Raw genomic sequence first — 24637 nt, 5'->3', positions numbered from 1 at the left:
AAACGCTTCACGGGAGGAAGACCAATGACCATTTCCAGACGTGACCTTCTCATGAGCGGCGCGGGCCTCGCCGCCGGCGCCATGGCCCTGCCCATGCTCTCCACCAAGGAGGCCATCGCCCAGGCGGTCGCCAAGTTCGAGCCGGAGGCCGGCGCCTCCCTGCGCCTGCTGCGCTGGTCGCCGTTCGTGAAGGGCGAGGAAGACGCCTGGATCGCCAACACCAAGAAGTTCACCGAGGCCACCGGCATCGAGGTGCGCATCGACAAGGAGAGCTGGGAGGACATCCGTCCCAAGGCCGCCGTCGCCGCCAACGTGGGCTCCGGCCCTGACATCGTGTGGGTGTGGTTCGACGACGCCCAGCAGTATCCCGACAAGCTGCTCGACGTGACCGACCTCGCCGACGGCCTCGCCAAGCAATATGGCGGCTATTATCCGGCCTGCGCGGCCTATGCGACGGTCAAGGGCCGCTTCGTCGGCCTGCCGCTCGCCACCATCGGCAATGCGGTGGTCTATCGCGACAGCTGGGTGAAGCAGGCGGGCTTTTCCGAATTCCCGAAGGACACCAAGGGCCTTCTCGAACTCGGCAAGGCGCTCAAGGCCAACAACCACCCCATGGGCTTCACCCTCGGCCACGGCGTGGGCGACGGCAACAACTTCTGCCATTGGGTGCTGTGGAGCCACGGCGGCAAGATGGTGGACGAGGGCGGCAAGGTCGTCATCAACTCGCCGGAGACCGTCGCCGGCCTGAAGTATGTCTCCGAGCTGTACAAGACCTTCATTCCCGGCACGGAGAGCTGGCTCGACGTGAACAACAACCGCGCCTTCATTGCCGGCGACCTGTCGGTGACGGCGAACGGCGTGTCGGTCTATTACGCGGCGGCGAACGACCCCAAGCTTGCCGAGATGGCGGCGGACATGCGGTCCACCAACTTCCCGGTCGGCCCCATCGGCAAGAAGGTGGAACTGCACCAGACCACCACCGCCTGCATCTTCAAGTATTCGAAGTTCCCGAAGGCGGCGCAGGCGTATCTGGCCTTCATGTTCCAGGCCGACCAGTACAATGCCTGGCTCACCGGCGCGAGCGCCTATTGCTGTCAGACGCTGAAGTCCTTCTCCAACAATCCGGTGTGGACCTCCAAGCCCATCCACGCCGCCTATGCGCTCGCCTCCGAGACGCTGCAGCCCAACGGCTATGCGGGTCCGCTGGGGCCGAAGTCGGCCGCGGCCATGGCCGACTGGATCGTGGTGGACATGGTGGCGGAAGCCGCCACCGGCCAGCGCACTCCGGAAGAGGCCGCCAAGCGCGCCCAGCAGCGCGCCGAGCGCATCTACCGCTGAGGCGGAACTGACGCCTCCTCCCCTCTCCCCCTTGAAGTCGGCTGTTGCCGACTTCGCCTTTCACGAACCGAACTCGGCGCCAGCCGAGTTCGGGCGGGAGAGGGGCAGGGGGTGAGGGGGCCGGTGCTGGGTGGGGGAGCAACCCCTCACCCGTCTCGCGGCGCAGCCGCGATCCACCCTCTCCCGCAAGGGGAGAGGGGCTTTCCCTCCCGGTCGGGAGGCGCTCGTCAAAATGCTTCCGGAGACCCATTCATGGCCAACGTCGCAGCGGCTGAGCCGACCCACAAACGGTCCTTCTGGGCCGGCATCGGTCAGGGCCGGCACGTGCTCGGCATCGCCTTCATGGTGCCGGCGGCCGTCTTCCTGCTGTTCTTCCTCACCTATCCCCTCGGCCTCGGCGTGTGGCTCGGCTTCACCGACACGCGCATCGGCCGCGAGGGCGTGTTCATCGGCCTCGAGAACTACGAATCGCTCTGGGGTGACAGCCTGTTCTGGCTGGTGGTGTTCAACACGCTCCTCTACACCATCGCCGCCTCGATCCTGAAGTTCGGCCTCGGCCTGTGGCTGGCGCTGCTGCTCAACGAGAACCTGCCGTTCAAGGCCTTCTTCCGCGCCGTGGTGCTGTTGCCGTGGGTGGTGCCCACCGTGCTCTCGGCCATCGCCTTCTGGTGGATCTTCGATAGCCAGTATTCGATCATCTCCTGGGCGCTCATCAAGATGGGGCTCATCTCCGCGCCCATCAACTTCCTCGGTGACGTCACCAATGCCCGCGCCTCGGTCATCGCGGCCAACGTCTGGCGCGGCATTCCCTTCGTCGCCATCTCGCTGCTCGCCGGCCTGCAGACCATCTCGCCCTCGCTGCACGAGGCGGCAACGCTGGACGGCGCCACCAACTGGCAGCGCTTCCGCTACATCACACTGCCCATGCTCTCGCCGATCATCGCGGTGGTGATGACCTTCTCGGTGCTCTTCACCTTCACCGACTTCCAGCTCATCTACGTGCTGACCCGCGGCGGCCCGCTGAACTCCACCCACCTGATGGCGACGCTCTCCTTCCAGCGCGCCATTCCCGGCGGCTCGCTGGGCGAGGGCGCGGCCATCGCGGTGGCCATGATCCCCTTCCTGCTGGCGGCGATCCTGTTCAGCTATTTCGGCCTGCAGCGCCGCAAGTGGCAGCAGGGCGGGGCGGACTGAGCCCGCCCGTCACGCCCGCGCCGCTCCCCAATTCTGCGAGGACCACCATGGCCCAGCCACAACCCATTGAGATGACAGATAATTCCTCGGGCATGAGCTATCTCGACAGCCTGCCCCGTCGGATCGTCACCGTCTTCCTGCCGCTCATCGTCTTTGTCTTCGTGCTGCTGTTCCCGTTCTACTGGATGGCGATCACCGCCATAAAGCCGAACTACCAGCTTACCGACTACAACAACTACTCTCCGCTCTGGGTGGTCGAGCCGACGCTGGAGCACATCAAGTATCTGCTGTTCGAGACCTCCTATCCGCACTGGCTGTGGAACACGGTCTACATCTCGGTGGCGGCGACCGTCATCTCGCTGGTGACGAGCGTGTTCGCGGCCTATGCCATCGAGCGCCTGCGCTTCAACGGCTCGCGCTGGGTCGGTCTCGGCATCTTCCTCGCTTATCTGGTGCCGCCCTCCATCCTGTTCATCCCGCTCGCCATCATGGTGTTCGGCCTCGGCATCTACGACACCAAGCTGGCGCTGATCCTCACCTATCCCACCTTCCTCGTGCCCTTCTCCACCTGGCTGCTGATGGGCTATTTCCGCTCCATCCCGTTCGAGCTGGAGGAGTGCGCGCTGGTGGACGGCGCCTCGCGCTGGCAGATCCTCATCAAGGTGCTGCTGCCGCTCTCGGTGCCGGGGCTGATCTCGGCGGGCATCTTCTCCTTCACCCTGTCGTGGAACGAGTTCATCTACGCGCTCACCTTCATCCAGTCGTCGGAGAACAAGACCGTGCCGGTGGGCGTGCTCACCGAGCTGGTGCGCTCGGACGTGTATGAATGGGGATCGCTGATGGCCGGCGCCCTCATCGGCTCGCTGCCGGTGGTGATCCTCTATTCCTTCTTCGTGGACTATTACGTCTCGTCCATGACCGGAGCGGTGAAGGAGTAGGGCGCACCCCTCCGGGAGGCCGCGCCTGCCGAATTTGCCCGCTTGCCCTCGCGCACGCGCCGTGGCACCCCTTGCCGCGGCTCGTTGCGGTGCATCATGCGCCGGGGGAAAGCGGGGGTGAGGGATGATCGAGCGGGTGATCGAAGGGATTTTGTTCCGCAGCCGCTGGATTCTCGCGCCCTTCTATGTCGGCCTCGTGGTGGGCATGCTGGTGCTGCTGTTCAAGTTCGGCCACGAGCTGCTGCACTTCGTGCTGCACGCGGTCGCGGCCACCGAAAGCGACATCATCCTCGGCATCCTGGCCCTCGTGGACCTGACGCTCACCTGCAACCTCGTGGTGATCGTCATCTTCTCCGGCTACGAGAATTTCGTCTCGAAGATCGATCCCGAAGGCCACCCCGACTGGCCGGACTGGATGACGCGGGTGGACTTCACCGGCCTCAAGCAGAAGCTGCTGGCCTCCATCGTCGCCATCTCCGCCATCCAGCTGCTCAAGGCGTTCATGAACCTCGACAAGGGGAACATGAGCGAGAACACGCTCATGTGGCTGGTCATCATCCACATGGTGTTCGTGGGATCGAGCCTGGTGCTGGCCTGGTCGGACAAGCTCTCCAACAGCAAGCACTGAGCGGCGCGGCCGCCTCGTGTGCCCTCAGCCCCCGTCTCTGACCGGCGCCGAGGGGCGCTTTGCTGTCAAACGCCCGCCATCTCCTCCACCGTCGCCGCGGCACCGCGCGCCATGAGGCGGGCGAGCGCCTTGCGCACCGGGCCGGCGAGGCGCGGGTCGGCGCCGAGATCGCCGAACACCTCGCGCACCGAGAGCAGAGCCGGGGCGAGCCGCGCCGCATCGGGGCCGGCCTCGTCCGCCAGCGCCTTCAGCCGGGCGGCGAGGGGGTCGCGCACGTCGATGGCCTTGCCCTGTTCGTCCCGCCCGGTCACGTAGCGCATCCATCCGGCGACGCCGAGGGCGAGGAGGGGGATGGGCGCACCCGTCGCAAGGCGGTCTCGGGCGGTGGCGACGAGCCGCTGGGGCAGCTTCTGCGAGCCGTCCATGGCGATCTGCCACGTGCGGTGCCGGAGCGCCGGATTGGCGAACCGCTCCCGAAGCGCGCGCTTGTAGGCGGCCACATCCACGCCTGCCGGCAGATGCAGCGTGGGCGTCACCTCCTCATCCTGAAGGCGCGCCACCAGCCGGGCGAAGGCGGGCACCGCCATGGTCTCGGCGATGGTGGCGTGGCCCGCGAGATAGCCGAGATAGGCGAGGGTGGAATGGGCGCCGTTGAGCAGGCGCAGCTTCATGTGCTCGAACGGCGCCACGTCCGAAACCAGCTCCACCCCCACCTCCTCCAGAGGCGGGCGGCCGAGGGGAAAACGGTCCTCCACCACCCATTGGGTGAAGGGCTCTGCCATCACCGGCCACGCATCTTCCATCCCCAGCCCTGCGGCCACCAGCGCGCGGTCCTCGTCCGTGGTAGCGGGCACGATGCGGTCCACCATGGTGGAAGGGAAGGCGACCTCACCCGCGACGAAGCGGCGGAGATCATCGTCCCGCAGGGCCGCGAGGCGGGCCGTCACCCGCGCCACGGTCTTGCCGTTGGCGGGGAGATTGTCGCAGGTGAGCACGGTGAAGGGCGCGATGCCGGCGGCGCGGCGGCGGGCGAGCGCCTCCACCAGATAGCCCGGCGCGCTCACCGGGCGGTGCGGGTTCGCCAGATCGGCGCGGATGTCCGGGTGCGCCTCGTCCAGCGTGCCCGAGGCGGGATCATGGCAATAGCCCTTCTCGGTGACGGTGAGGGTGACGATGCGCACGCGCGGATCGCACATGGCCGCCAAAAGCGCCTCGGGATTGCGTGGCGCCACCAGCAGCCGGCGGAGCGATGCGATGACGCGCAGCTTGTCCCCCGCGCCCGAGCGCTCGGCGAGCGTGTAGAGGCCATCCTGCGGATCGAGCGCGTCGGAGGTGTCGGGCGAGCGCAGGCTGGCGCCGCAGATCGCCCAGCCCGTGTGCCCGCGCGCGAGGATGGCGTCGAGATAGGCCGCCTGATGGGCACGGTGGAAGGCGCCGACCCCCAGATGCACCACCCCCACCTCCGCCGCCGCGATGTCATAGGCCGGGCGGGCGACGGTGGCGGGTAGGTCGGCGAGGGTCGAAAGCGAGAGCCGGGGGCTCAAAGCTTGTAGGCCTTCTTGGCGAGGCCGTAGGCGAGATCGCGCGCCACCTCCACCGCCTCGTCCTCGTCCAACCGGTGCTCGCACACGAGTTCGGCGAGGAAGCCGCAATCGATGCGCCGCGCCACATCATGCCGGGCGGGAATGGAGGGGAAGGCGCGGGTGTCGTCGTTGAAGCCGACGGTGTTGTAGAAGCCGGCGGTTTCGGTGGTCATGGCGCGGAAGCGCTTCATGCCCTCCGGGCTGTCGTGGAACCACCAGGCGGGGCCGAGCCGCAGCGCGGGGTAGTGGCCGGCCAGCGGCGCCAGCTCGCGGGCATAGCTCGTCTCGTCCAGCGTGAAGAGGATGAGGGTGAGGCCCGGATCGTTGCCGAAGCGGTCCAGCAGCGGCTTCAGCGCGCGCACATATCCGGTGGGGGAGGGGATGTCGGCCCCCTTGTCCCGGCCGAAGCGGGCGAAGATCTGGCCGTTGTGGTTGCGCACCGCGCCGGGATGGATCTGCATCACCAGCCCGTCCTCCAGGCTCATGCGCGCCATCTCGGTGAGCATCTGGCCGCGGAACAGCTCGGCATCCTGCGCGCTCACGGGGGCATTGCCGGTGACACGGCGGAACAGCGCCTCGGCCTCCTGCGGCGGCAGGTCGAAGGTCGCGGCGGTGGGGTGGCCGTGATCGGTGGAGGTGGCGCCGAAGGTCTTGAAGAAGGCGCGGCGCTTGCGATGGGCGGCGAGATAGCCCGGCCAGGAGAAGGTGTCCTCGCCGGTGATCTCGGCGAACCTGGCGAGATTGGCGGTGAAGCCCTCGAACTCCGGGTCCACCACCGGATCGGGCCGATAGGCCGTCACCACCCGTCCTCCCCAGCCGCTGGCGCGGATTTCCGCATGGGCGGAAAGGTCGTCCAGTGGGCTCTCCGTGGTGGCGATCACCTCGATGTTGAAGCGCTCGAACAAGGCGCGGGGCTTGAACGCCTCCTGTTGCAGCTTCTCGGCGATGAGGTCGTAGGCGGCATCCGCCGTCTTCTCGCTGAGCCGCTCTTCGAGCCCGAACAGGGTGGCGAAGGCATGGTCCAGCCACGCCCGCGTGGGGGTGCCACGAAAGAGGTGGTAGTTGGACGCGAACAGCCGCCAGATGGCCCGCCCGTCCTGCTCCGTGGCGCCGCCGTCCGCGCGGGGAACACCCAGCTTTTCCAGCGGGATGCCCTGTGAGTAGAGCATCCGGAACACATAATGGTCCGGCACCACGAACAGCCGCGCGGGATCGGGGAAGTTCTCGTTGAAGGCGTACCAGCGCGGGTCGGTGTGGCCGTGGGGCGAGACGATGGGCAGCGCCTCCACCTCCGCATAGAGCCGGCGCGCTACCGCGCGCACGGAGGGATCGGCGGGCAGGAGGCGATCGGGATGGAGGAGGCTGGACACGGAACTCACCTCGCGTTCACGGCATCGGCGGGCGCACCTTCCGCCTCGAAATAATCGGGGTGGGCGGCGCCCAGATCCTCGACGCTGGGGATGACCCGGCCGAGATGGGCCGCCATGGCCTTTTCCGCCCCGTCCGCATCCCCCTCGCCGATGGCATCGGCCACCATCTGGTGCTCGGCGATGACGCTGGCGCGGCGCTGGGGGGAGGGCAAAGTGAGGAGGCGGCAGCGGTCCACGTGCGCCTTCTCCTGCCGGATGACACGCCAGATGTTGGGGTGTCCGGCAAGCTCGGCGATGATCTGGTGGAAGGCCTCGTCGGCGGCGTGGAACTCCGCCAGCGCCCCGGCGCGGTGGGCGGCGCGCTGCTGGCGCAGGGTGGCGACGAGCGGCGCCATCACCTGTCGCCGCTCCTTCTCCGGCAGCGACGCCACCTGGGCGGCCGCCTCGCGCACGCTGGTGCGCTCCAGCGCGTTGCGGATGATCATGGCGTCGCGCACCTCCGGCACGGAGATGCGGGAGACGAAGGTGCCGTATTGGGGAAAGATGTCCACCAGCCGCTCGTCGGCGAGCTTCAGGATGGCCTCGCGCACCGGCGTGCGGCTGACGCCGTAGGCGAGGGCGATCTGCTTTTCCTGCAGCGGCGCGCCGGGCGGAAGGGTCATGGCCACGATGTCGTCGCGCAGGGCGGCGTGGATGCGTGAGGACGCCGGCACCGCGCGGACATTCTCGCTGCGAAGCGCCGGCCTGCGCCTGAGATCCGCCCCCGTCACCACCACCGTTCCAGCCTCCCCCGGCAGCCTGCCCGCTCTTGCGAGGTCTTCCATACTAATATATTAGCATATCAAGAGCGTCAACGAAGGCGCGGGTCCGAGAGTGGCCGTGAAACAGGTCGGGGAGACGTGCTCATGGGGATGGAGGCGGGCATGGCGCCACGCACCCTTCGGCTTTCTGCGAAGGACAATCTGGCGGTGGCGCTGGACGAAGTCGCGCCCGGCGGTTCGGTCGCGGGCATCGTCGCCATCCAGCGCATCCCGCGCGGCCACAAGGTGGCCATCGAGCCGATTCCCGCCGGCGCATCGGTGGTGAAGTTCGGCCAGGTCATCGGCTTCGCCAGCGAAGACATCGCCCCCGGCGCGCATATCCACACCCACAATGTGGTGCTGCACGATTTTGCCCGCGACTACGCCTTCGCCGCCGACGCCCGCGACGACGCCCTGCTGCCGGAGGCCGAGCGCGCCCACTTCATGGGCTTTCGCCGCTCCAACGGGCGCACCGGCACGCGCAACTATCTCGGCATCCTCACCAGCGTGAACTGCTCGGCCTCGGTGGCCCGGTTCGCGGCGCAGGCGGCCGAGCGCTCGGGCATTCTCAGCGAGTTTCCGGGCATCGACGGCATCGTGCCCATCATCCACGGCACCGGCTGCGGCATGGCCTCCAAGGGCGAGGGCTATGACGTGCTCTCGCGCACGCTCTGGGGCTATGCCACCCACCCCAACTTCGCCGCGGTGGTGATGGTGGGCCTGGGCTGCGAGATGTTTCAGATCGCCCGCTTCAAGCAGGAATACGGGGTGGAGGAGGCGGACGGCTTCCGCACCCTCACCATCCAGGACGAGGGCGGCACGCGCCGCACGGTGGAGCATATCCTCGGCACGCTGAAGGAGATGGCGCCCCGCGCCGCCGCGGCGCGGCGGGAGGCGCGGCCGGCGTCTGAGATCGTGCTGGCGCTGCAATGTGGCGGTTCGGATGGCTATTCGGCGCTCACCGCCAATCCGGCGCTGGGGGTGGCCTCCGATCTGCTGGTGGCGCAGGGCGGCACCTCCATCCTCTCCGAGACGCCGGAAATCTACGGCGCCGAGCACCTCCTTACCCGCCGCGCGGCCACGCGCGAGGTGGGCGAGAAGCTGGTCGCCCGCATCAAGTGGTGGGAAGACTACACCGCCCGCAATGCGGGGGAGATGAACAACAATCCCTCGCCCGGCAACAAGGCCGGCGGGCTCACGACCATTCTGGAAAAGTCGCTCGGCGCCGCCGCCAAGGGCGGCTCCTCGACCCTGCGCGCGGTCTATGAATATGCCGAGCCGGTGACGGATGCCGGCTTCGTCTTCATGGATACCCCCGGCTACGATCCGGTGGCCGCCACTGGGCAGGTGGCGGGCGGGGCGAACGTCATCTGCTTCACCACCGGGCGCGGTTCCGCCTTCGGTGCCAAGCCCACCCCGTCCATCAAGCTCGCCACCAATTCCGACATCTATCGCCGGATGGAAGAGGACATGGACATCAATTGCGGCGACGTGCTCGACGGCGTGTCGCTGGAGGAGAAGGGCCGCGAGATCTTCGACAAGGTGCTGGCCGTCGCCTCCGGCGCCCACACCAAGTCCGAGGAACTGGGCTACGGCGATGCCGAGTTCGTGCCCTGGCAGATCGGCGCGGTGATGTAGGCCGCCGCGCCCGTGGGAAGTGAACGGCCGCAAAGGCCGCAATAAAGCGGAAAAATATCCGACACACAGGGAGAACGCCCATGCTGACCCGACGCCGACTGACCTCCCGCGCCGTCGCGCTTGCGCTATCGGGCCTTGCGCTCTCCGGCCTTGCGCTCTCGGCGCTGCCGGCGATGGCACAGACCACGCTGCGGTCCGCCGACATCCATCCGGACGGCTACCCCACCGTCGAATCCGTGAAGTATTTCGGCGAGATCATCGAGAAGAAGTCCAACGGCAAGTACAAGGTGCAGGTCTTCTCCTCCGGCCAGCTCGGCGGCGAGAAGGACACCATCGAGCAGACCCGCTTCGGCGTCATCGATCTCAACCGCGTCAACACCGCGCCGTTCAACAATCTGATCCCCGAGACGGCGGTGCTCGGCATGCCGTTCCTGTTCCGCTCCACCGATCACATGTACAAGGTGGTGGACGGCCCCATCGGCGCGGAGATCGCGAAAGCCTTCGAGCCGCACGGCCTCGTGGTGCTGGGCTTCTTCGATAGCGGCGCCCGCTCCATGTACAATTCCAAGAAGCCCATCAAGACCCTCGACGACATGAAGGGCATGAAGATCCGGGTGCAGCAGTCGGACCTCTTCATCGCCATGATCAACGCGCTGGGCGCCAACGCGACGCCCATGCCCTTCGGCGAGCTTTACTCGGGCCTGCAGACCGGCCTCGTGGACGGCGCGGAGAACAACTATCCCTCCTATGACTCGGTGAAGCACTACGAGGTGGCGAAATACTATTCGCTCACCGAGCATTCGCTGGCGCCGGAGGTGTTCGTGATGTCGAAGCGCGCCTTCGACAAATTGAGCCCGGACGAGCAGAAGATGTTCAAGGAGGCCGGGCTCGAGGCCACCAAGAAGATGCGCGAGCTGTGGGCCAAGCGCGACGTCGAGGCCAAGGATCACGTGGTCAAGGGCGGCGCCATCATCAACGAGGTGGACAAGAAGCCCTTCATCGACGCCATGAAGCCGGTCTACGACAAGTTCGTCACCACCGACAAGATGAAGGACCTCGTCGCCCGCATCCGGGCGGTGAACTGAAGGCGCGGCACCGGCCGGGCCTGCGCGCCCGGCCATCCCCGGGAGGCGCAGCGGCATGAACATCAAGTCCAGCGAGCGTTCCGGCGGGAGCGGAGAGGCTGCAAGGCCGGCTCCGCTGCTCGCGCTGAGGCGCGTGGTGCGTTTCCTGTCGGCGGTGGCGCTGTGGATCTCCGGCGCCGGCCTCGTCGCCATGACGGCGGCGGTGTTCTGGCAGGTGATCGGCCGCTACGTGCTGAACGCCTCGCCGAGCTGGACCGAGCCGCTGTCCTTGCTGCTCATGAGCTGGTTCATCCTGCTCGGCGCGGCGGTGGGCGTGCGCGAGAACATGCATCTCGGCTTCGAGATCGGCCTGCATTTCGCCTCCCCTCCGGTGCGGCGCGTGATGGAGATCGCCACCCACGTCCTCGTCATGGGCTTCGGCGGCGCCATGGCCTGGTACGGCTGGGATCTCGCCATGGGCACCTGGAGCGCCAAGATGGCGGGCGTGGACCTGCCGCAGGGCGTGGACTACCTGCCGCTGGTGGGCGGCGGCGCGCTCATCTGCCTTTTCTCGTTCGAGCGGCTCCTCACCGACCTCACCGAGGGCCGGGTGCCCGAGGTGCCGCTCGCCCATGTCCACACCGTGGAATGACGCCGGACCAGACCCATGGCCATCACCATCCTCTTCGGCGTCTTCGCGCTGCTCCTCGTCATCGGCACGCCGGTGGCCTTTTGCCTCGGCCTCGCCTCGCTGGCGACCGTGCTCTATCTCGATCTGCCGCCGGTGGTGGTGTTCCAGCAGCTGAATTCCGGCATGAACGCCTTCTCCATGCTGGCCATCCCCTTCTTCATCTTCGCCGGTGACCTGATGATGCGCGGCGGCATCGCCGACCGGCTCATCGGCATGGCGGCGAGCCTCGTCGGGCATCTGCGTGGGGGCCTGGGGCAGGTGAACGTGGTGGCCTCCACTTTGTTCGGCGGCATCTCCGGCTCGGCGGTGGCGGATGCCTCGGCCATCGGCGGCATCATGATCCCGCAGATGGCGCGCCACGGCTATGCCAAGGACTATGCGGTCAACGTCACGGTGAACTCGGCCATCATCGCTCTGATGATCCCGCCGTCGCACAACATGATCATCTATTCCCTGTCGGCGGGCGGCACGATCTCCATCGCCGACCTGTTCACCGCCGGCATCATGCCCGGCCTGCTGCTCGCCGCGGCGATGATGATCACGGCCTACATGGTGGCGCGCAATCGCGGCTACCCCGCTGGCACCTTTCCCGGTTGGTATGCGGTGCTGCGCTCGGTGGTGGCGGCCATTCCCGGCATCATGCTCATCGGCATCATCTTCGGCGGCGTGCGTTCGGGCATCTTCACCGCGACGGAGAGTTCCTGCATCGCCGTCATCTATGCGCTGCTGGTGACGACCTTCGTCTACCGGGAGATGGACTGGGCGGGCTTCGTGGAGGCGACGCTGGGCGCGGTGCGCACCACGGCCATGGTGCTGCTCGTCATCGGCACGGCGGCCTCCTTCGGCTGGCTCATGGCCTTCCTCCAGGTGCCCAAGGCCACCATCGAGCTGATGCAGGCGGTCTCGTCCAACCCCTACGTCATCCTGCTGCTCATCAACATCATCCTGCTCATCCTCGGCACCTTCATGGACATGGCGCCGATGATCATCATCTGCACGCCCATCTTCCTGCCGCTGGTGAAGGCCTTCGGCATCGATCCCGTGCATTTCGGGGTGATCCTCATCCTCAACGCCGGCATCGGGCTGAACACGCCGCCCGTGGGCTCGGTGCTGTTCGTGGGCTGCGCGGTGGGCAAGATCACCATCGGCGAGGCGATGAAGACCATCTGGCCCTTCTTCGGCGCCTCCGTCGCGGTGCTGATGATCGTCACCTACGTGCCGGCCGTGTCGCTCTGGCTGCCGGCCGTGTTCCGCTAGCCGCCGTTCCGCTCGTCCCTGCTCTCCTGCCCCGAGACTGCCCATGATGATCGACGTGCGCCACGTGCACCACCAGGACGCCACACGCGGCTTCGACACCGACGCGCTTCGGCGCAACTATCTGGTGGAGCGCCTGTTCGAGCCGGGCATGGTGCTGCTCACCTACAGCCATGTGGAGCGCTTCGTCATCGGCGGGGCCACGCCGGTCACGGTGCCGTTGGCGCTGGAGAGCGACAAGGCGACCATCGGCTCGCCCAACTTCCTCGACCGGCGAGAGCTGGGCGTCTTCAACATCGGCGGCGCCGGCAAGGTGAGCGTGGACGGTGTCGCCCATGCGCTGGGGAACCGGGACGCCATCTATGTGCCCATGGGCACGAAGGAGGTGCTGTTCACCTCCGACAGCGCCGATGTGCCGGCCCGCTTCTATCTGCTCTCCACGCCCGCCCATGCGCGCCACGAGACCAAGGTGGTGCGGATCGCACAAGCCAGGAAGATGCTGCTGGGCGAGGCCGCCACGGCCAACCGGCGCACCATCTACCAGATGATCCACCCGGACGTGGTGACCTCCTGCCAGCTGGTGATGGGCATGACCCAGCTGGACGAGGGCAATGTGTGGAACACCATGCCCTGCCACGTCCATGACCGGCGCTCGGAGGTCTATCTCTATTTCGACCTCATGGCGGACGCCCGCGTCATCCACCTGATGGGCCAGCCGACCGAGACGCGCCATATCGTGGTGGCGGACGGGCAGGCGGTGATCTCGCCGCCCTGGTCCATCCATTCCGGCTGCGGCACGCGCGCCTACACCTTCATCTGGGGCATGGGCGGCGACAATATCGACTATACGGACATGGACATGGTTGCCATGGACCAACTGAAGTGAGTGTCGTGATTCCGTTTGATCTGTCCGGCCGCAGGGCCGTCGTCACCGGCGCCAATACCGGCCTCGGCCAGGCCATCGCCGTCGCGCTCGCGCGGGCCGGCGCGGGCGTAGTGGGGGTGGGCCGCTCCGCCATGGACGAGACCGCCACCCTGGTGGCGGCCGCCGGCGGCAGCTTCACCGCCGTCCGCGCCGACCTTGCCACCCTCAAGCCCATCGACCGCATCGTCGCCGAGGCGGAGATCGGCGGGCGCGTCGATATCCTCGTCAACAATGCCGGCATCATCCGCCGCGCCGACGCCATCGACTTCACGGAAGAAGACTGGGACGAGGTGATGGACGTGAATCTCAAGTCCACCTTCTTCCTCACCCAGGCCTTCGCCCGGCGGATGCTGGCGGACGGGAAGGGCGGCAAGGTCGTCAACATCGCCTCCCTGCTCTCCTTCCAGGGGGGCATCCGCATCCCGTCCTACACGGCGAGCAAGAGCGGGCTGGCCGGCCTCACCCGGCTGCTCGCCTGCGAATGGGCGGCGAAGGGCATCAACGTGAACGCCATCGCCCCCGGCTATTTCGTCACCAACAACACCGAGGCCCTGCGCGCGGATGCCGATCGCAACGCCGCCATCCTCGGCCGCATCCCGGCCGGCCGCTGGGGCGACCCGACCGACATCGGGGGGGCGGCGGTGTTCCTCTCATCGCGCGCGGCGGATTATGTGCATGGTATCGTGCTGCCCGTGGACGGCGGCTGGCTGGCGCGCTGAAAGGATCAAGAGATGAGCGAGAAGGGCAACGTCTTCGCCTTCGCCGAGACCACACCGGTGGAGGTGCTGGACGAGGTGGTGAGCCGGCAGATCCTCACCTTCAACGACGAGATCATGCTGGTCCGCGTCATCGCCCGCGCGCCGGGGCAGATGGGGGTGCCGCACAGCCATCCGCACACGCAGATCACCAGCGTGGAAAGCGGCCTGTTCGAGCTGACCATTGGCGGGCGGACGGAGCGGCTGAAGGCGGGGGACAGCTTCTATGTGCCCTCCGGCGTGCACCACGGGGCGGTGTGCATCGAGCCCGGCGTGCTGGTGGACGTGTTCACGCCCATGCGCGAGGATTTTGTGAAGCCCGCCTGAGGCTCATTTCCCCGCGGCGGCGGCAAGCTTCGCGGCGAGGGCCGGACCGTCGCCGGCAATGCGGAAGGTCTTCACTCGCGCCGTCGCGCCCGAGGTGAGCCGGACCTGGGAGGCGGCGACGCCGGCCGCGCCGGCCACCACCTTGGCGACGGCGGCGGTGGCGGCGCCATCCTCCGGCGCCACCCGCACCCGCACCTTCAATACCTCGCGCCCGTCCGAGAGGGCGGCGACGCCGTCCACGGTATCGCGCCCGCCGCGCGGCGTCGCCCGCACCGTCACCTCCACGCCGTCCGGCAGGACGCGCAGGAAGGACGGGTCGGTCGCCACGGCAGCCGGCTCAGAACACGTAGGGGTAGATGTAGTAGGCGATGACCTGCTGCAGGAAGAAAATGAGGAGAATCAGCACCATCGGCGACAGGTCGATGCCGCCGAGATTGGGCAGCACGTTGCGGATGGGCGCGAGCAGGGGTTCCGTCACCCGGAACAGGAACTCGCCCACGTTCCGCACGAACGAGTTGTACGGATTGACGACGTTGAATGCGACCAGCCAGGACAGCACGGCCGCGGCAATGAGAATCCAGACATAGAGCTGGAGAACGACAAGGATAACGTCGAGCAGCGCGCGCATCGTCGGAAGGGTCCCCGGGAAGTGGCGTGCCAGCAATAGCCCCAGCAGCCCCCCGGGAACAAGGCCGGCCGCCGGCCCCCGGCGCCGGCCGGCTGCGTCAGCCGGTCGCGTCCGGGTCCTGCGGCTTGTCGGGATCGGCCAGGGCGCCGGCCCCCGGCGTCTTGTCGGGATCGGTCAATTGCGGCTTGGCATGGGGTCCGGCGGCCGGCTTCTGGCGCTGCGCCTCCGGAGGGCGCTCCTCAGCGGCAGGGGCGGGCGGGTGGCCTTCCTTGGCCTTCTGCGGCGTCGCGTCTTGCGGCTTCATGACAGCCTCCATGATGTCACCATGATTTGGGGACAACGCTCCCCGCTCGGTTCCGTTGCAGCGTCGCCTTGCCTCACGGCAGGGCCGCGCGACGGGCCTTTTGTTCGCGCCGCGCGCCGACTTGATCTGGCGACCTTGACTTGACCGCGTGGCAAAGGCAGCTTCCCGCCGCTTTAGGGGGCGCCGACCTCCTCAAACCTCACGGACCCTCATGCGCAGCTATCTGGACTTCGAGAAGCCGGTTGCCGAACTCGAGGCCAAGGTGGAAGAGCTGCGTGCGCTCTCCTCTTCCGGCGACGGCGTGGCCATCACCGACGAGGTGCTGAAGCTGGAGGGCAAGGCGCGGGACGCCCTGGTCGCGCTCTATGCGAATCTGACGCCCTGGCAGAAGACCCTGGTGGCCCGCCATCCGCAGCGGCCGCATTTCGCCGACTTCGCCCGCGGCCTGTTCGAGGACTTCACCCCCCTCGCCGGCGACCGCAAGTTCGGCGAGGACGAGGCCATCATCGGCGGCTTCGCCCGCTTCCGTGGCGAGGCGGTGTGCGTGCTGGGCCACGAGAAGGGCTCCTCCACCGAGACCCGCATCCGGCACAATTTCGGCATGGCCCGCCCCGAGGGGTATCGCAAGGCCGCCCGCATCATGGAGCTGGCCGACCGCTTCGGCGTGCCCATGATCTCACTGGTGGATACCGCCGGCGCCTATCCCGGCATCGGCGCCGAGGAGCGCGGACAGGCCGAGGCCATCGCCCGCTCCACCGACGCCTGCCTCGCGCTCTCCGCCCCCAACGTCGCCCTCATCATCGGCGAGGGCGGCTCCGGCGGCGCCATCGCCATCGCCACCGCCAACAAGGTGCTGATGATGGAGCACGCCATCTACAGCGTGATCTCGCCGGAAGGCGCGGCCTCCATCCTGTGGCGCGACACCGCCAAGGCGCAGGACGCGGCCACCAACATGAAGATCACTGCGCAGGACCTGCTGCGGTTCGGCGTCATCGACGGCATCGTGAAGGAGCCGGCCGGCGGCGCCCACCGTGACGCGGATGCGGCCATCGCCGCGGCGGGCGATGCCATCGCCGATGCGCTGTCCTCCCTCGCTGGCCTCGACGGCGCGCAGGTGCGCAAGGCGCGCCGCGACAAGTTCCTCGCCATCGGCCGCTCCCTGTGAGGGGCGCGGTTTCGCGGCCACAGCGGTAAGGAATCCTTAACCATGGCGCTGCGGCATGGGGGATCGGCGACGGAACTTCCCCATCTTGGCCGCATTTGCCTTATTTTCTCCATCGAGCCGGAGCGGCGTTGATAACGTCGCGTCAAGGGGGACCGGTTAGCCTTCTCGGCCTGATTGGCCGGTCCGGACCCGGGAGTTTGCGTTGAGCCGCTTCGCCATGAGCCGTCCGATGACGACCCCTTCCTCGCGCTTCGCCTCGCGCCTGCGCATGGCTGGCCTTGCCGCCTGCGCGGCCCTTGCCCTCGCGGGCTGCAACGCCACCGATTCCGAGGTCGCGCGCAAGGCCAACAAGCCGCTGTCGCCGGAAATGGTGTCGCTGCTGGCCAAGAAGGACATGGCGCCGTCAACGCCCATCCTCGTCCGCATCTTCAAGCAGGAATCCGAGCTGGAGGTCTGGAAGGTCACGTCCGAGGGCAACTATGCCCTGCTCAAGACCTATCCCATCTGCCGCTGGTCCGGCGAGCTCGGCCCCAAGGTGGGCACCGGCGACCGTCAGGCGCCGGAGGGCTTCTACACCATCACCCCCGGCCAGATGAACCCGAACTCCAGCTATTATCTGGCGTTCAACCTCGGCTTCCCCAACGCCTATGACAAGGCCTACGGCCGCACCGGCGACTTCCTGATGGTGCATGGCGACTGCTCGTCCTCGGGCTGCTACGCCATGACCGACGACCAGATTTCCGAGATCTTCTCCCTCGCCCGCGAGAGCTTCGCCGGCGGGCAGCGCGCCTTCCAGGTGCAGGCCTATCCCTTCCGGATGACGGCGAAGAACCTTGCCCGCTACCGCAACAACCCCAACATGGCGTTCTGGCGGAACCTGAAGCAGGGCTCCGACCATTTCGAGGTGACGAAGCAGGAGCCGAAGGTGTCGGTCTGCAACCGCACCTACGTGTTCGACGCCACGCCTGCGCCGGGCCGCGCCTTCGATGCCGCCCAGGCCTGCCCGCCCTATCAGGTGGCACCGCAGATCGCCTCCGCCGTGGCCGCCAAGCAGCGGGCCGACGATGCGCAGTTCGCCGCGCTCTCGACCTCCTCGCCCGTTGCCCCGGTGAAGACCGGTGCCGATGGCGGCATGCATCCGATCTTCCTCGCCAAGCTCAAGGAGCGCGAGACCGGCCAGCTCTCCTACACCCAGGCGCCCGGCCGGCTGCCGGAATATGTGAACCCGCCCAAGGAGACCGCGGCCAAGCTCCAGGCCGACGCGCTGCTGCGCGCCGACGAGGGCGACGGCGCTCCGGCCTCCACCGCCAGCATCCGGCCGGCCGACCCTGCCGACCCGGCGGCCGCGTCGGCGGCTTCGGGCGCCAAGGCCCAGCCGGTGGTCACGGCAGCGGCAAGGCCGGTCAGCGCCTCGGCCTCCGGCACGCTCAACGCGGGATCGTCCGCGACCAATGCCACCAGCGCCGCGCGGTGACATAAAGGGACCGGAGTGACAGACGCCACGCGGTCCCAGCTCGCGCTGCTGCTCCGCCCGGAGCACCTCACCCGGGTGGTGGATATCGGCGCGAATCCCATCGACGGCGATCCGCCCTACAAGCCCCTTCTCGCCCGGCGCCTGTGCCGCGTCGTCGGCTTCGAGGCCCAGCCGGAGGCGCTGGCCCGGTTGGACGCTGCCAAGAGCGATCTGGAGACCTACCTGCCCCACGCGATCGCTGACGGACAGCGCCGGACGCTCCACGTCTGCGCCGCGTCCGGCATGACGAGCCTGCTGGAGCCCGATCCGCACGTCCTCTCCCATTTCCCCGGCCTCGCCGAGTGGGGGCGGGTGCTGGAGCGTCGGGAGATCGACACGGTGGCCCTCTCGGCCGTGCCGGAGATCGATGGCATCGAGATGCTGAAGATGGACCTCCAGGGCGGCGAGCGCGCGGTGCTGGACGGCGCGGGCGATACCCTCGCCGAGGCGGTCTGCATTCAGCTCGATGTCTCGTTCGTGCCGCTCTACAAGGGCCAGGCGACGTATGGGGAGATGGATCTCGCGCTCCGGGCGCGCGGGGGTTCATCCCGCACATGATGGCATCCACCAGCCGGCGGATGATCCTGCCCATGCGCGGCCCCGACGTTTACGCCGCCCTGAACCAGCTGGTGGAGGGCGATGCGGTCTATGTGCGCAACTTCCTTGAACCGGACGCCAAGACGTCCGAGCAGCTCAAGCACCTCGTGCTCGTCGCCCACTATTGCTACCGCTCGTTCGATCTCGCGCTGAACGGCCTGCATCATCTCGGGCGCCGCGGCGTGGTTCCGGCCGGTGCGCCGGGGCAGTACATGCGCATCGTCCAGACCGGCGGCTGATTGCGGCCCGGCCATGGCCTTGCCCATGGCCGATGCTTCGGCCTACCCTTTTTCCACGCCCGGGGGGGCGCGGCCGGGGGAGGCGGGGCATGGGGCATGATGTGTGGTGCCGGCGGATGGCCGCGCTCACGGCCGTGGTCAGCTGGGCGGCCCTGATCCTCCAGCTCGTCATCGTGGTCCAGAAGATGGCGGCGGTCGGCCAGGGGGTCGGCCCCGCGCTCTGGCGCTTCCTCGGCTTCTTCACCGTGCTCACCAATCTGGGCGTCGCCATCGTCGTCACGGAGATCGCGCTGGGCGGGCTGCACGCCCTCACCGGGGCGCGGGCGCGGCTGACGAGCGTGGTCTCCATCGTGCTGGTGGGCATCATCTATGCCCTGCTGCTGCGCCATGTGTGGAACCCGCAAGGCGCGCAGCTTATCGCCGACCGACTGCTGCATCAGGCGGTGCCGGTGCTGTTCCTGATCGTCTGGCTGGTTGGGCCCCACGGCCGGCTGCGGCTGGCCGATACGGTGTGGGCCATGGCGCCGCCGCTGGCCTATCTCGTCTACGCGCTGGCGCGCGGCGAGGCGGACGGCTGGTATGCCTACTGGTTCCTCGACCCGGCCAAGCTCGGCGCGGAGAAGATGGCGCAGAATGCCGTGGTGCTGGCGGTTGTGTTCTTCACCACCGCGCTGATCTTCGTCGGTGTCGACCGGGCGATCGGCCACCGGCGCGGCTGAACCTGAAGTCTCAAAGCCCGGCGCGGTGGGGCCGCGCCGGGGCAGGCCGCCTCAGGCGAAGCGGCCGTGGCAGTGCTTGTACTTCTTGCCCGAACCGCAGGGGCAGGCCTCGTTGCGGCCCACCTTGCCCCAGGTGGAGGGGTCGTTCGGATTGCGCTCCATCACCGCCACATCGCCGGACAGCAGCGGCTCCGGCCGCGCGCCGAGGGCGGCACCGATGCTCGCCATCTCGTCCTCGCCGGTGAAGGGATCGAGATGGTGCGCCTCCATGGGGGGCAACTCCTCCTCCATGGGCTGCTGGGTGACGATCTCTACCCGCATCAGCTGGGCGGTGACCACCTCGCGCAGGCGGTTCAGCAGCGCGGAGAAGAGGTTGAACGCCTCGGACTTGTACTCGTTCAGCGGATCGCGCTGGGCATAGCCGCGCAGGCCCACCACCTGGCGCAGGTGGTCGAGCATGGCGATATGCTCGCGCCAGAGGTGGTCGAGGGTCTGGAGAAGAATGGACTTCTCCACATAGCGCATGATGTCCGGCCCGTACTGGGCGGTCTTGGCGGCCATCCATTCGTCGGCGCGGCGGGTGATGCGCTCGGTGACCTCGGGGCCGGCGATGCCTTCTTCCTTGGCCCAGTCCTTCACCGGCAGCTCGATGCCGAGCACTTCCTTGATGGCGGTGTCGAGCCCGTCCACGTCCCACTGCTCGGGATAGGCGTTCTCGGGGATGAACTTGGCCACGGTCTCGGTGATGAGGGCATGGCGCATGTCCTCCACGGTCTCGGCCACGTCCTCGTCGTTCATCAGCTCGAGGCGCTGCTCGAACACCACCTTACGCTGGTCGTTGAGCACGTCGTCATACTTGAGGACGTTCTTGCGCATGTCGTAGTTGCGCGCCTCGACCTTCTGCTGCGCCTTCTCCAGGGCCTTGTTGATCCAGGGATGGATGATCGCCTCGCCTTCCTTCAGGCCGAGGCGCTGCAGCATGCCGTCGAGCCGGTCCGACCCGAAGATGCGCATCAAATCGTCGTCCAGCGACAGGAAGAACTTGGAGTGGCCGGGGTCGCCCTGGCGGCCGGAGCGGCCGCGCAGCTGGTTGTCGATGCGCCGGCTCTCGTGGCGCTCGGTGCCGAGCACGAAGAGGCCGCCGGCGGCGAGCGCCTTCTGCTTCAGCTCCTCCACTTCGGCGCGGATGCGCGTCTCGGCGGCGGTGCGCTCCTCGCCCTCGGGGAGGTCCTTCAGCTCGGCCGCGATGCGCATGTCTGCGGCGCCGCCCAGCTTGATGTCGGTGCCACGGCCGGCCATGTTCGTGGCGATGGTGATCGCGCCCGGCACGCCGGCCTGGGAGACGATGTACGCCTCCTGCTCGTGATAGCGCGCGTTCAGCACCGCGAACGCCTTGCCCGAGCGGTCGTGGGCGAAGGCGGCCGGATCGGAGAAGTCGATCTGGTGGAAGTCGGCCTGCTTCAGCAGCTCGGCCAGAAGCTCGGACTTCTCGATGGACGTCGTGCCCACGAGCACCGGCTGCCCGCGCGCGCTGCACTCCTTGATAAGCTCGATGATGGCCGCATACTTCTCGCTGGCCGAACGATACACCTCGTCATCGTCGTCGATGCGCGAGACCTGCACGTTGGTGGGGACCTCCACCACCTCGAGCTTGTAGATGTCCTGGAACTCGGCCGCCTCGGTGGCCGCCGTCCCGGTCATGCCGGCGAGCTTCTCGTAGAGGCGGAAATAGTTCTGGAAGGTGATGGAGGCGAGCGTCTGGTTCTCCGGCTGGACCTGGACGCGCTCCTTGGCCTCCAGCGCCTGGTGCAGGCCTTCCGAATAGCGCCGGCCGGGCATCATGCGGCCGGTGAACTCGTCGATGATGACGACCTCGTCGTTGCGCACGATGTAGTCCTTGTCCCGCTGGAACAGGGAGTGGGCGCGCAGCGCCTGGTTCACGTGGTGCACCACCGAGACGTTCTCGATATCGTAGAGGCTCTCGGACTTCAGCAGCCCGGCCTCGGTGAGCATCTGCTCCATCTTCTCCATGCCCGCTTCCGTCATGGAGACGGAGCGCTGCTTCTCATCCACCTCGTAATCCTCCTTGGAGAGGCGGGGGATGTACTGGTCGATGGTGTTGTAGAAGTCCGAGCGGTCGTCGAGCGGGCCGGAAATGATAAGGGGCGTGCGCGCCTCGTCGATGAGGATGGAGTCCACCTCGTCGACGATGGCGTAGAAGTGCGGGCGCTGCACCATGTGGGCGCGCTCGTACTTCATGTTGTCGCGCAGATAGTCGAAGCCCAGCTCGTTGTTGGTGGCGTAGGTGACGTCGCTGGCGTAGGCGGCGCGGCGCTCGTCGTCGTCGAGGCCGTGCACGATGATGCCGGTGGACAGGCCGAGGAAGCGGTAGAGCTTGCCCATCCACTCGGCGTCGCGCTTGGCGAGGTAGTCGTTCACCGTCACCACGTGCACGCCCTTGCCGGCCAGCGCGTTGAGGTAGACGGGGAGGGTGGCGACCAGCGTCTTGCCTTCGCCGGTCTTCATCTCGGCGATGGAGCTTTCGTGCAGCACCATGCCGCCGATGAGCTGCACGTCGAAGTGGCGCATGCCGAGCGCGCGCTTGGCGCCCTCGCGCACGGTGGCGAAGGCGGGCACCAGCAGGTCGTCGAGGGTGGTCTTGCCCTCGGCCAGCTGGCGGCGGAAATCCTCGGTGCGGGCCCGCAGCTGGTCGTCGGAGAGGGATTCCAGCTCCTTCTCCAGCGCATTGATGGCCTGTACGCGGGGACGATAACCCTTCACCCGGCGATCATTCGCGGAGCCGAAGAGCTTGCGGGCAAGTCCACCAAACATGGGTTTCTCTATTCCGTTCCGTCAGGTCTGAAGGAGGGCGGAGACGGACCGCCGGACCTCCGGGCAACGATGCGCGCCGTTGGACACCCGCAATGGGGCGTCAGCAAGTCCGAAGGCGAGGCAGGCGGGCGCAGCGAACGAACGCGCAGCCGCAACCGCCCCGCTTCCGCGGGCAGCGCACCAAGCGGACACTTATGAACGGGTCGGTGCAATGTCAATGCGAGGGCGCTGCATCGTCCGCCACCATCCGGCACCCCACGCCGCACCGGGGAGGATGTAGCCGAAGAACCATTCGGTGACGACGCGTGGATCGCGCAAGAGCTGACCGAGCGGAGCGTCGGAAGATTCAAAGAAGAAGACGAGGACGATGGCGGGGCACCACCCGCAAAGCAGGCCGACGAGGCTGCCGTACAGCATTGGCCAAACCCGGTGGCGCAGGACAAGGCGTTTCGCGATCACGTCGAAGAGCTTCGCCGGCAGGGCGCCTACGACGAAGAGGCCCGTGAAATAGATGCCTCCCATGAGGGCGGCCGGGATGCCGCTCAGGATGAGGTTCTCCAGCGAGAAAGAGCCGCTGGAAATCCCGGCTGCGAAAAGGACGGCCATCAGAGCGGCGGTGGCCCACGCGGTGCCTGCGATGTGCCCGGCCAGGTACTGCGGCATCCTCACCCCCTCGGTTCCGCGTGAAATGTTGCCGCGGTGCACAGGTGCGGCAGCAATAGAGCGTCGCGGCGCGTCCGGGCAATTCCTTTCATGGACACGCAATAACCCGCTGCTTAGTATCCGCCGCATCTGCACAGTGGGGGTATGGGTATGGTGGGGGGTATCCGGGTGTCGGGTCGGTTGGGCTACGCGAGCGTGGCCCTCGGGGCTGCCTTCCTCCTGTCCGCGTGCGAGGAAAAGAATACCTATGTACCCCCGCCGCCGCCCAAGGTGACGGTCGCGACCGTGCTGGAGCAGCCGGTCACGCGCTTCCTCGAACTGACCGGCAATACCGCCGCCATCAATTCGGTGGATCTGAACGCCCGCGTGCAGGGCTTCCTGACCAACATCAACTACAAGGACGGCGCCTTCGCCAAGAAAGGCACCACCTTGTTCGTGATCGAGCAGGACACCTACATCGCGCAGCTCGATCAGGCGAAGGCCACGCTTGCCGCCAACCAGGCGTCGCAGGTGCAGGCCGAGGCCGAGTATAACCGGCAGGCCCAGCTCGCCAAGCAGGACTTCGCCTCGCAGGCGACCCTCGACCAGGCCCGCGCCAAGCGCGATTCCGCCGTGGCCGAGGTGGCCAACGCCCAGGCATCGCTGCAGCTCGCCCAGATCAATCTCGGCTATACCAAGGTCAACGCTCCGTTCGACGGTGCGGTGACGGCCCATCTCCAGGACGTCGGCGCTCTCGTCGGCTACAGCGGCCCCACCAAGCTCGCCACCATCGTCCAGCTCAACCCCATCTGGGTGTGGTTCACGCTGAGCGAGCAGGAGGTGCTGCGAATCAAGGAGCAGCTGGCCAAGCAGGGGCGCTCCCTGACCAGCCTCACCCGCGACCTGCCGGACATTCCCATCGAGATCGGCCTGCAGACCGAGACCGGTTATCCCCACGCCGGCCGCATCGACTACATTGCGCCGCAGGTGGACCCCAACCTCGGGACGCTCACCGTCCGCGGCATCTTCCAGAACGACGACTTTGTGCTGCTGCCCGGGCTGTTTGCCCGCGTGCGCGTGCCGCTGGGTAAGTCGGCGCCGACCATCCTCGTTCCGGATTCCGCCGTCAGCTACAACCAGCTCGGCCCGTACGTGCTCACCGTCAGCTCCGACAATGTGGTCGGCCAGACGCAGATCACCCTCGGCCAGCTCCAGGCGGACGGCCTGCGCGCCGTGCTCAGCGGCCTGAAGACGACGGATCGCGTCATCATCAACGGCATGCAGCGCGCGGTGCCCGGCTCCAAGATCGACGTGGAGGTGGGCAAGATCGTCGCCATCGCCCCGCCGGTGGACGACGGGACCAAGCCCCTGCCGAAGCCGGCGGGTGTCGCACCGGCGGATGCGCCGGCCCGCGCCATCCCCTCGGTGCCGCCGACCCCCAATGCTCCGGCGACGCCGGGTGCGACCCCTGCGACGCCGAAGAACTGACCCGC

At 67.6% G+C, this 24637-nt stretch carries 25 protein-coding genes; 17 read left to right on the top strand and 8 right to left on the bottom strand.

Translation table 11 applies throughout. The features are described from left to right. Positions 1-24 precede the first annotated feature (24 nt). The 4 genes from XAN126_RS0119935 to XAN126_RS0119920 all read left to right on the top strand — a co-directional run bounded on the left by XAN126_RS0119935 (position 25) and on the right by XAN126_RS0119920 (position 4098). Entirely contained in the window at positions 25-1338 is a 1314-nt protein-coding gene (locus tag XAN126_RS0119935; RefSeq protein ID WP_024280325.1) for an ABC transporter substrate-binding protein, read from the top strand. A 252-nt stretch (positions 1339-1590) separates the two neighbouring features. Then, the gene (locus XAN126_RS0119930) at positions 1591-2532 is read left to right on the top strand and encodes a sugar ABC transporter permease (RefSeq protein WP_024280324.1); all 942 of its coding nucleotides are present in this window, start codon (positions 1591-1593) and stop codon (positions 2530-2532) included. Positions 2533-2579: 47 nt separating this feature from the next. Continuing rightward, positions 2580-3470, top strand: a complete 891-nt coding sequence (locus XAN126_RS0119925; protein WP_024280323.1) for a carbohydrate ABC transporter permease — start codon at positions 2580-2582, stop codon at positions 3468-3470. A 124-nt stretch (positions 3471-3594) separates the two neighbouring features. Continuing rightward, the gene (locus XAN126_RS0119920; RefSeq protein WP_197024071.1) at positions 3595-4098 is read left to right on the top strand and encodes a TIGR00645 family protein; all 504 of its coding nucleotides are present in this window, start codon (positions 3595-3597) and stop codon (positions 4096-4098) included. A 65-nt stretch (positions 4099-4163) separates the two neighbouring features. On the opposite strand, the gene XAN126_RS0119915 is transcribed toward XAN126_RS0119920, so the two are convergent. The 3 genes from XAN126_RS0119915 to XAN126_RS0119905 are packed head-to-tail and all read right to left on the bottom strand — an operon-like array spanning position 4164 to position 7875. Beyond that, a complete protein-coding gene (locus tag XAN126_RS0119915) occupies positions 4164-5642 on the bottom strand; it encodes a mannitol dehydrogenase family protein (RefSeq protein WP_024280321.1) in 1479 nt (492 codons plus the stop codon). Beyond that, complete coding sequence (gene uxaC, locus XAN126_RS0119910) at positions 5639-7051, bottom strand: glucuronate isomerase (protein ID WP_024280320.1); 1413 nt, start codon at positions 7049-7051, stop codon at positions 5639-5641. Before uxaC ends, XAN126_RS0119915 begins: the two co-directional genes overlap by 4 nt. A 5-nt stretch (positions 7052-7056) precedes the next feature. Next, positions 7057-7875 (bottom strand): GntR family transcriptional regulator, encoded by an 819-nt coding sequence (locus XAN126_RS0119905; RefSeq protein ID WP_029877476.1) that lies wholly within the window; start codon positions 7873-7875, stop codon positions 7057-7059. 99 nt (positions 7876-7974) lie between these two features. Between XAN126_RS0119905 and XAN126_RS0119900 the strand changes: the two genes are divergently transcribed. The 7 genes from XAN126_RS0119900 to XAN126_RS0119870 all read left to right on the top strand — a co-directional run bounded on the left by XAN126_RS0119900 (position 7975) and on the right by XAN126_RS0119870 (position 14505). Then, on the top strand, positions 7975-9489 hold the full coding sequence (locus tag XAN126_RS0119900; RefSeq protein WP_024280318.1) for an altronate dehydratase family protein: 1515 nt from the start codon (positions 7975-7977) through the stop codon (positions 9487-9489). Between the two features lie 80 nt (positions 9490-9569). Continuing rightward, complete coding sequence (locus XAN126_RS0119895; protein WP_024280317.1) at positions 9570-10574, top strand: TRAP transporter substrate-binding protein; 1005 nt, start codon at positions 9570-9572, stop codon at positions 10572-10574. Positions 10575-10629: 55 nt separating this feature from the next. Beyond that, positions 10630-11205 carry a TRAP transporter small permease gene (locus tag XAN126_RS0119890; protein WP_024280316.1) on the top strand — a complete coding sequence of 192 codons (576 nt, stop codon included), beginning with the start codon at positions 10630-10632 and terminating at the stop codon, positions 11203-11205. Between the two features lie 15 nt (positions 11206-11220). Further along, positions 11221-12501 (top strand): TRAP transporter large permease, encoded by a 1281-nt coding sequence (locus tag XAN126_RS0119885; protein WP_024280315.1) that lies wholly within the window; start codon positions 11221-11223, stop codon positions 12499-12501. Between the two features lie 43 nt (positions 12502-12544). Further along, positions 12545-13384 (top strand): 5-dehydro-4-deoxy-D-glucuronate isomerase, encoded by an 840-nt coding sequence (kduI, locus tag XAN126_RS0119880; protein WP_024280314.1) that lies wholly within the window; start codon positions 12545-12547, stop codon positions 13382-13384. Then, entirely contained in the window at positions 13381-14142 is a 762-nt protein-coding gene (gene kduD, locus XAN126_RS0119875) for a 2-dehydro-3-deoxy-D-gluconate 5-dehydrogenase KduD (protein WP_024280313.1), read from the top strand. The genes kduI and kduD overlap by 4 nt, the downstream gene beginning before the upstream one ends. Before the next feature lie 12 nt (positions 14143-14154). Next, positions 14155-14505 carry a cupin domain-containing protein gene (locus XAN126_RS0119870; protein ID WP_024280312.1) on the top strand — a complete coding sequence of 117 codons (351 nt, stop codon included), beginning with the start codon at positions 14155-14157 and terminating at the stop codon, positions 14503-14505. A 3-nt stretch (positions 14506-14508) separates the two neighbouring features. Here XAN126_RS0119870 and XAN126_RS0119865 read toward each other — a convergent pair whose 3' ends face one another. From XAN126_RS0119865 to XAN126_RS0119855, 3 genes are all read right to left on the bottom strand, one after another. After that, positions 14509-14832, bottom strand: a complete 324-nt coding sequence (locus tag XAN126_RS0119865; protein ID WP_024280311.1) for a DUF167 family protein — start codon at positions 14830-14832, stop codon at positions 14509-14511. Between the two features lie 10 nt (positions 14833-14842). Further along, entirely contained in the window at positions 14843-15133 is a 291-nt protein-coding gene (locus tag XAN126_RS0119860) for a YggT family protein (RefSeq protein ID WP_024280310.1), read from the bottom strand. Between the two features lie 97 nt (positions 15134-15230). Further along, on the bottom strand, positions 15231-15437 hold the full coding sequence (locus tag XAN126_RS0119855) for a hypothetical protein (RefSeq protein WP_024280309.1): 207 nt from the start codon (positions 15435-15437) through the stop codon (positions 15231-15233). A 211-nt stretch (positions 15438-15648) separates the two neighbouring features. On the opposite strand from XAN126_RS0119855, the gene XAN126_RS0119850 reads away from it, so the two are divergent. The 5 genes from XAN126_RS0119850 to XAN126_RS0119835 all read left to right on the top strand — a co-directional run bounded on the left by XAN126_RS0119850 (position 15649) and on the right by XAN126_RS0119835 (position 19670). After that, a complete protein-coding gene (locus tag XAN126_RS0119850) occupies positions 15649-16602 on the top strand; it encodes an acetyl-CoA carboxylase carboxyltransferase subunit alpha (RefSeq protein ID WP_024280308.1) in 954 nt (317 codons plus the stop codon). A gap of 229 nt (positions 16603-16831) precedes the next feature. Continuing rightward, positions 16832-18076, top strand: coding sequence for a murein L,D-transpeptidase family protein (locus XAN126_RS0119845; protein ID WP_051460651.1), 1245 nt, complete (start codon positions 16832-16834; stop codon positions 18074-18076). Between the two features lie 15 nt (positions 18077-18091). Continuing rightward, positions 18092-18673 carry an FkbM family methyltransferase gene (locus tag XAN126_RS26570; RefSeq protein WP_197024070.1) on the top strand — a complete coding sequence of 194 codons (582 nt, stop codon included), beginning with the start codon at positions 18092-18094 and terminating at the stop codon, positions 18671-18673. Next, a complete protein-coding gene (locus tag XAN126_RS28795; RefSeq protein ID WP_197024069.1) occupies positions 18670-18951 on the top strand; it encodes a hypothetical protein in 282 nt (93 codons plus the stop codon). Before XAN126_RS26570 ends, XAN126_RS28795 begins: the two co-directional genes overlap by 4 nt. Positions 18952-19040: 89 nt before the next feature. Next, the gene (locus XAN126_RS0119835; RefSeq protein ID WP_029877470.1) at positions 19041-19670 is read left to right on the top strand and encodes a Pr6Pr family membrane protein; all 630 of its coding nucleotides are present in this window, start codon (positions 19041-19043) and stop codon (positions 19668-19670) included. 51 nt (positions 19671-19721) lie between these two features. Here the strand turns inward: XAN126_RS0119835 and secA are convergent, their stop codons facing one another. Together secA and XAN126_RS0119825 are read right to left on the bottom strand one after the other, a co-directional pair. Further along, positions 19722-22502: a preprotein translocase subunit SecA gene (secA, locus tag XAN126_RS0119830; protein WP_024280306.1), complete on the bottom strand. Its 2781-nt coding sequence runs from the start codon at positions 22500-22502 to the stop codon at positions 19722-19724. A gap of 192 nt (positions 22503-22694) precedes the next feature. Then, positions 22695-23165, bottom strand: a complete 471-nt coding sequence (locus tag XAN126_RS0119825) for a hypothetical protein (RefSeq protein WP_155982361.1) — start codon at positions 23163-23165, stop codon at positions 22695-22697. 168 nt (positions 23166-23333) lie between these two features. Between XAN126_RS0119825 and XAN126_RS0119820 the strand changes: the two genes are divergently transcribed. Beyond that, on the top strand, positions 23334-24632 hold the full coding sequence (locus tag XAN126_RS0119820; RefSeq protein WP_245272300.1) for an efflux RND transporter periplasmic adaptor subunit: 1299 nt from the start codon (positions 23334-23336) through the stop codon (positions 24630-24632). Positions 24633-24637 lie beyond the last annotated feature (5 nt).

Origin of the sequence: Xanthobacter sp. 126, assembly GCF_000526175.1 — a bacterium.
GTDB lineage: Bacteria > Pseudomonadota > Alphaproteobacteria > Rhizobiales > Xanthobacteraceae > Xanthobacter > Xanthobacter aminoxidans.
Note: the sequence above shows the minus strand (reverse complement) of the source record. Positions and strands in the feature narration are given on the sequence as shown.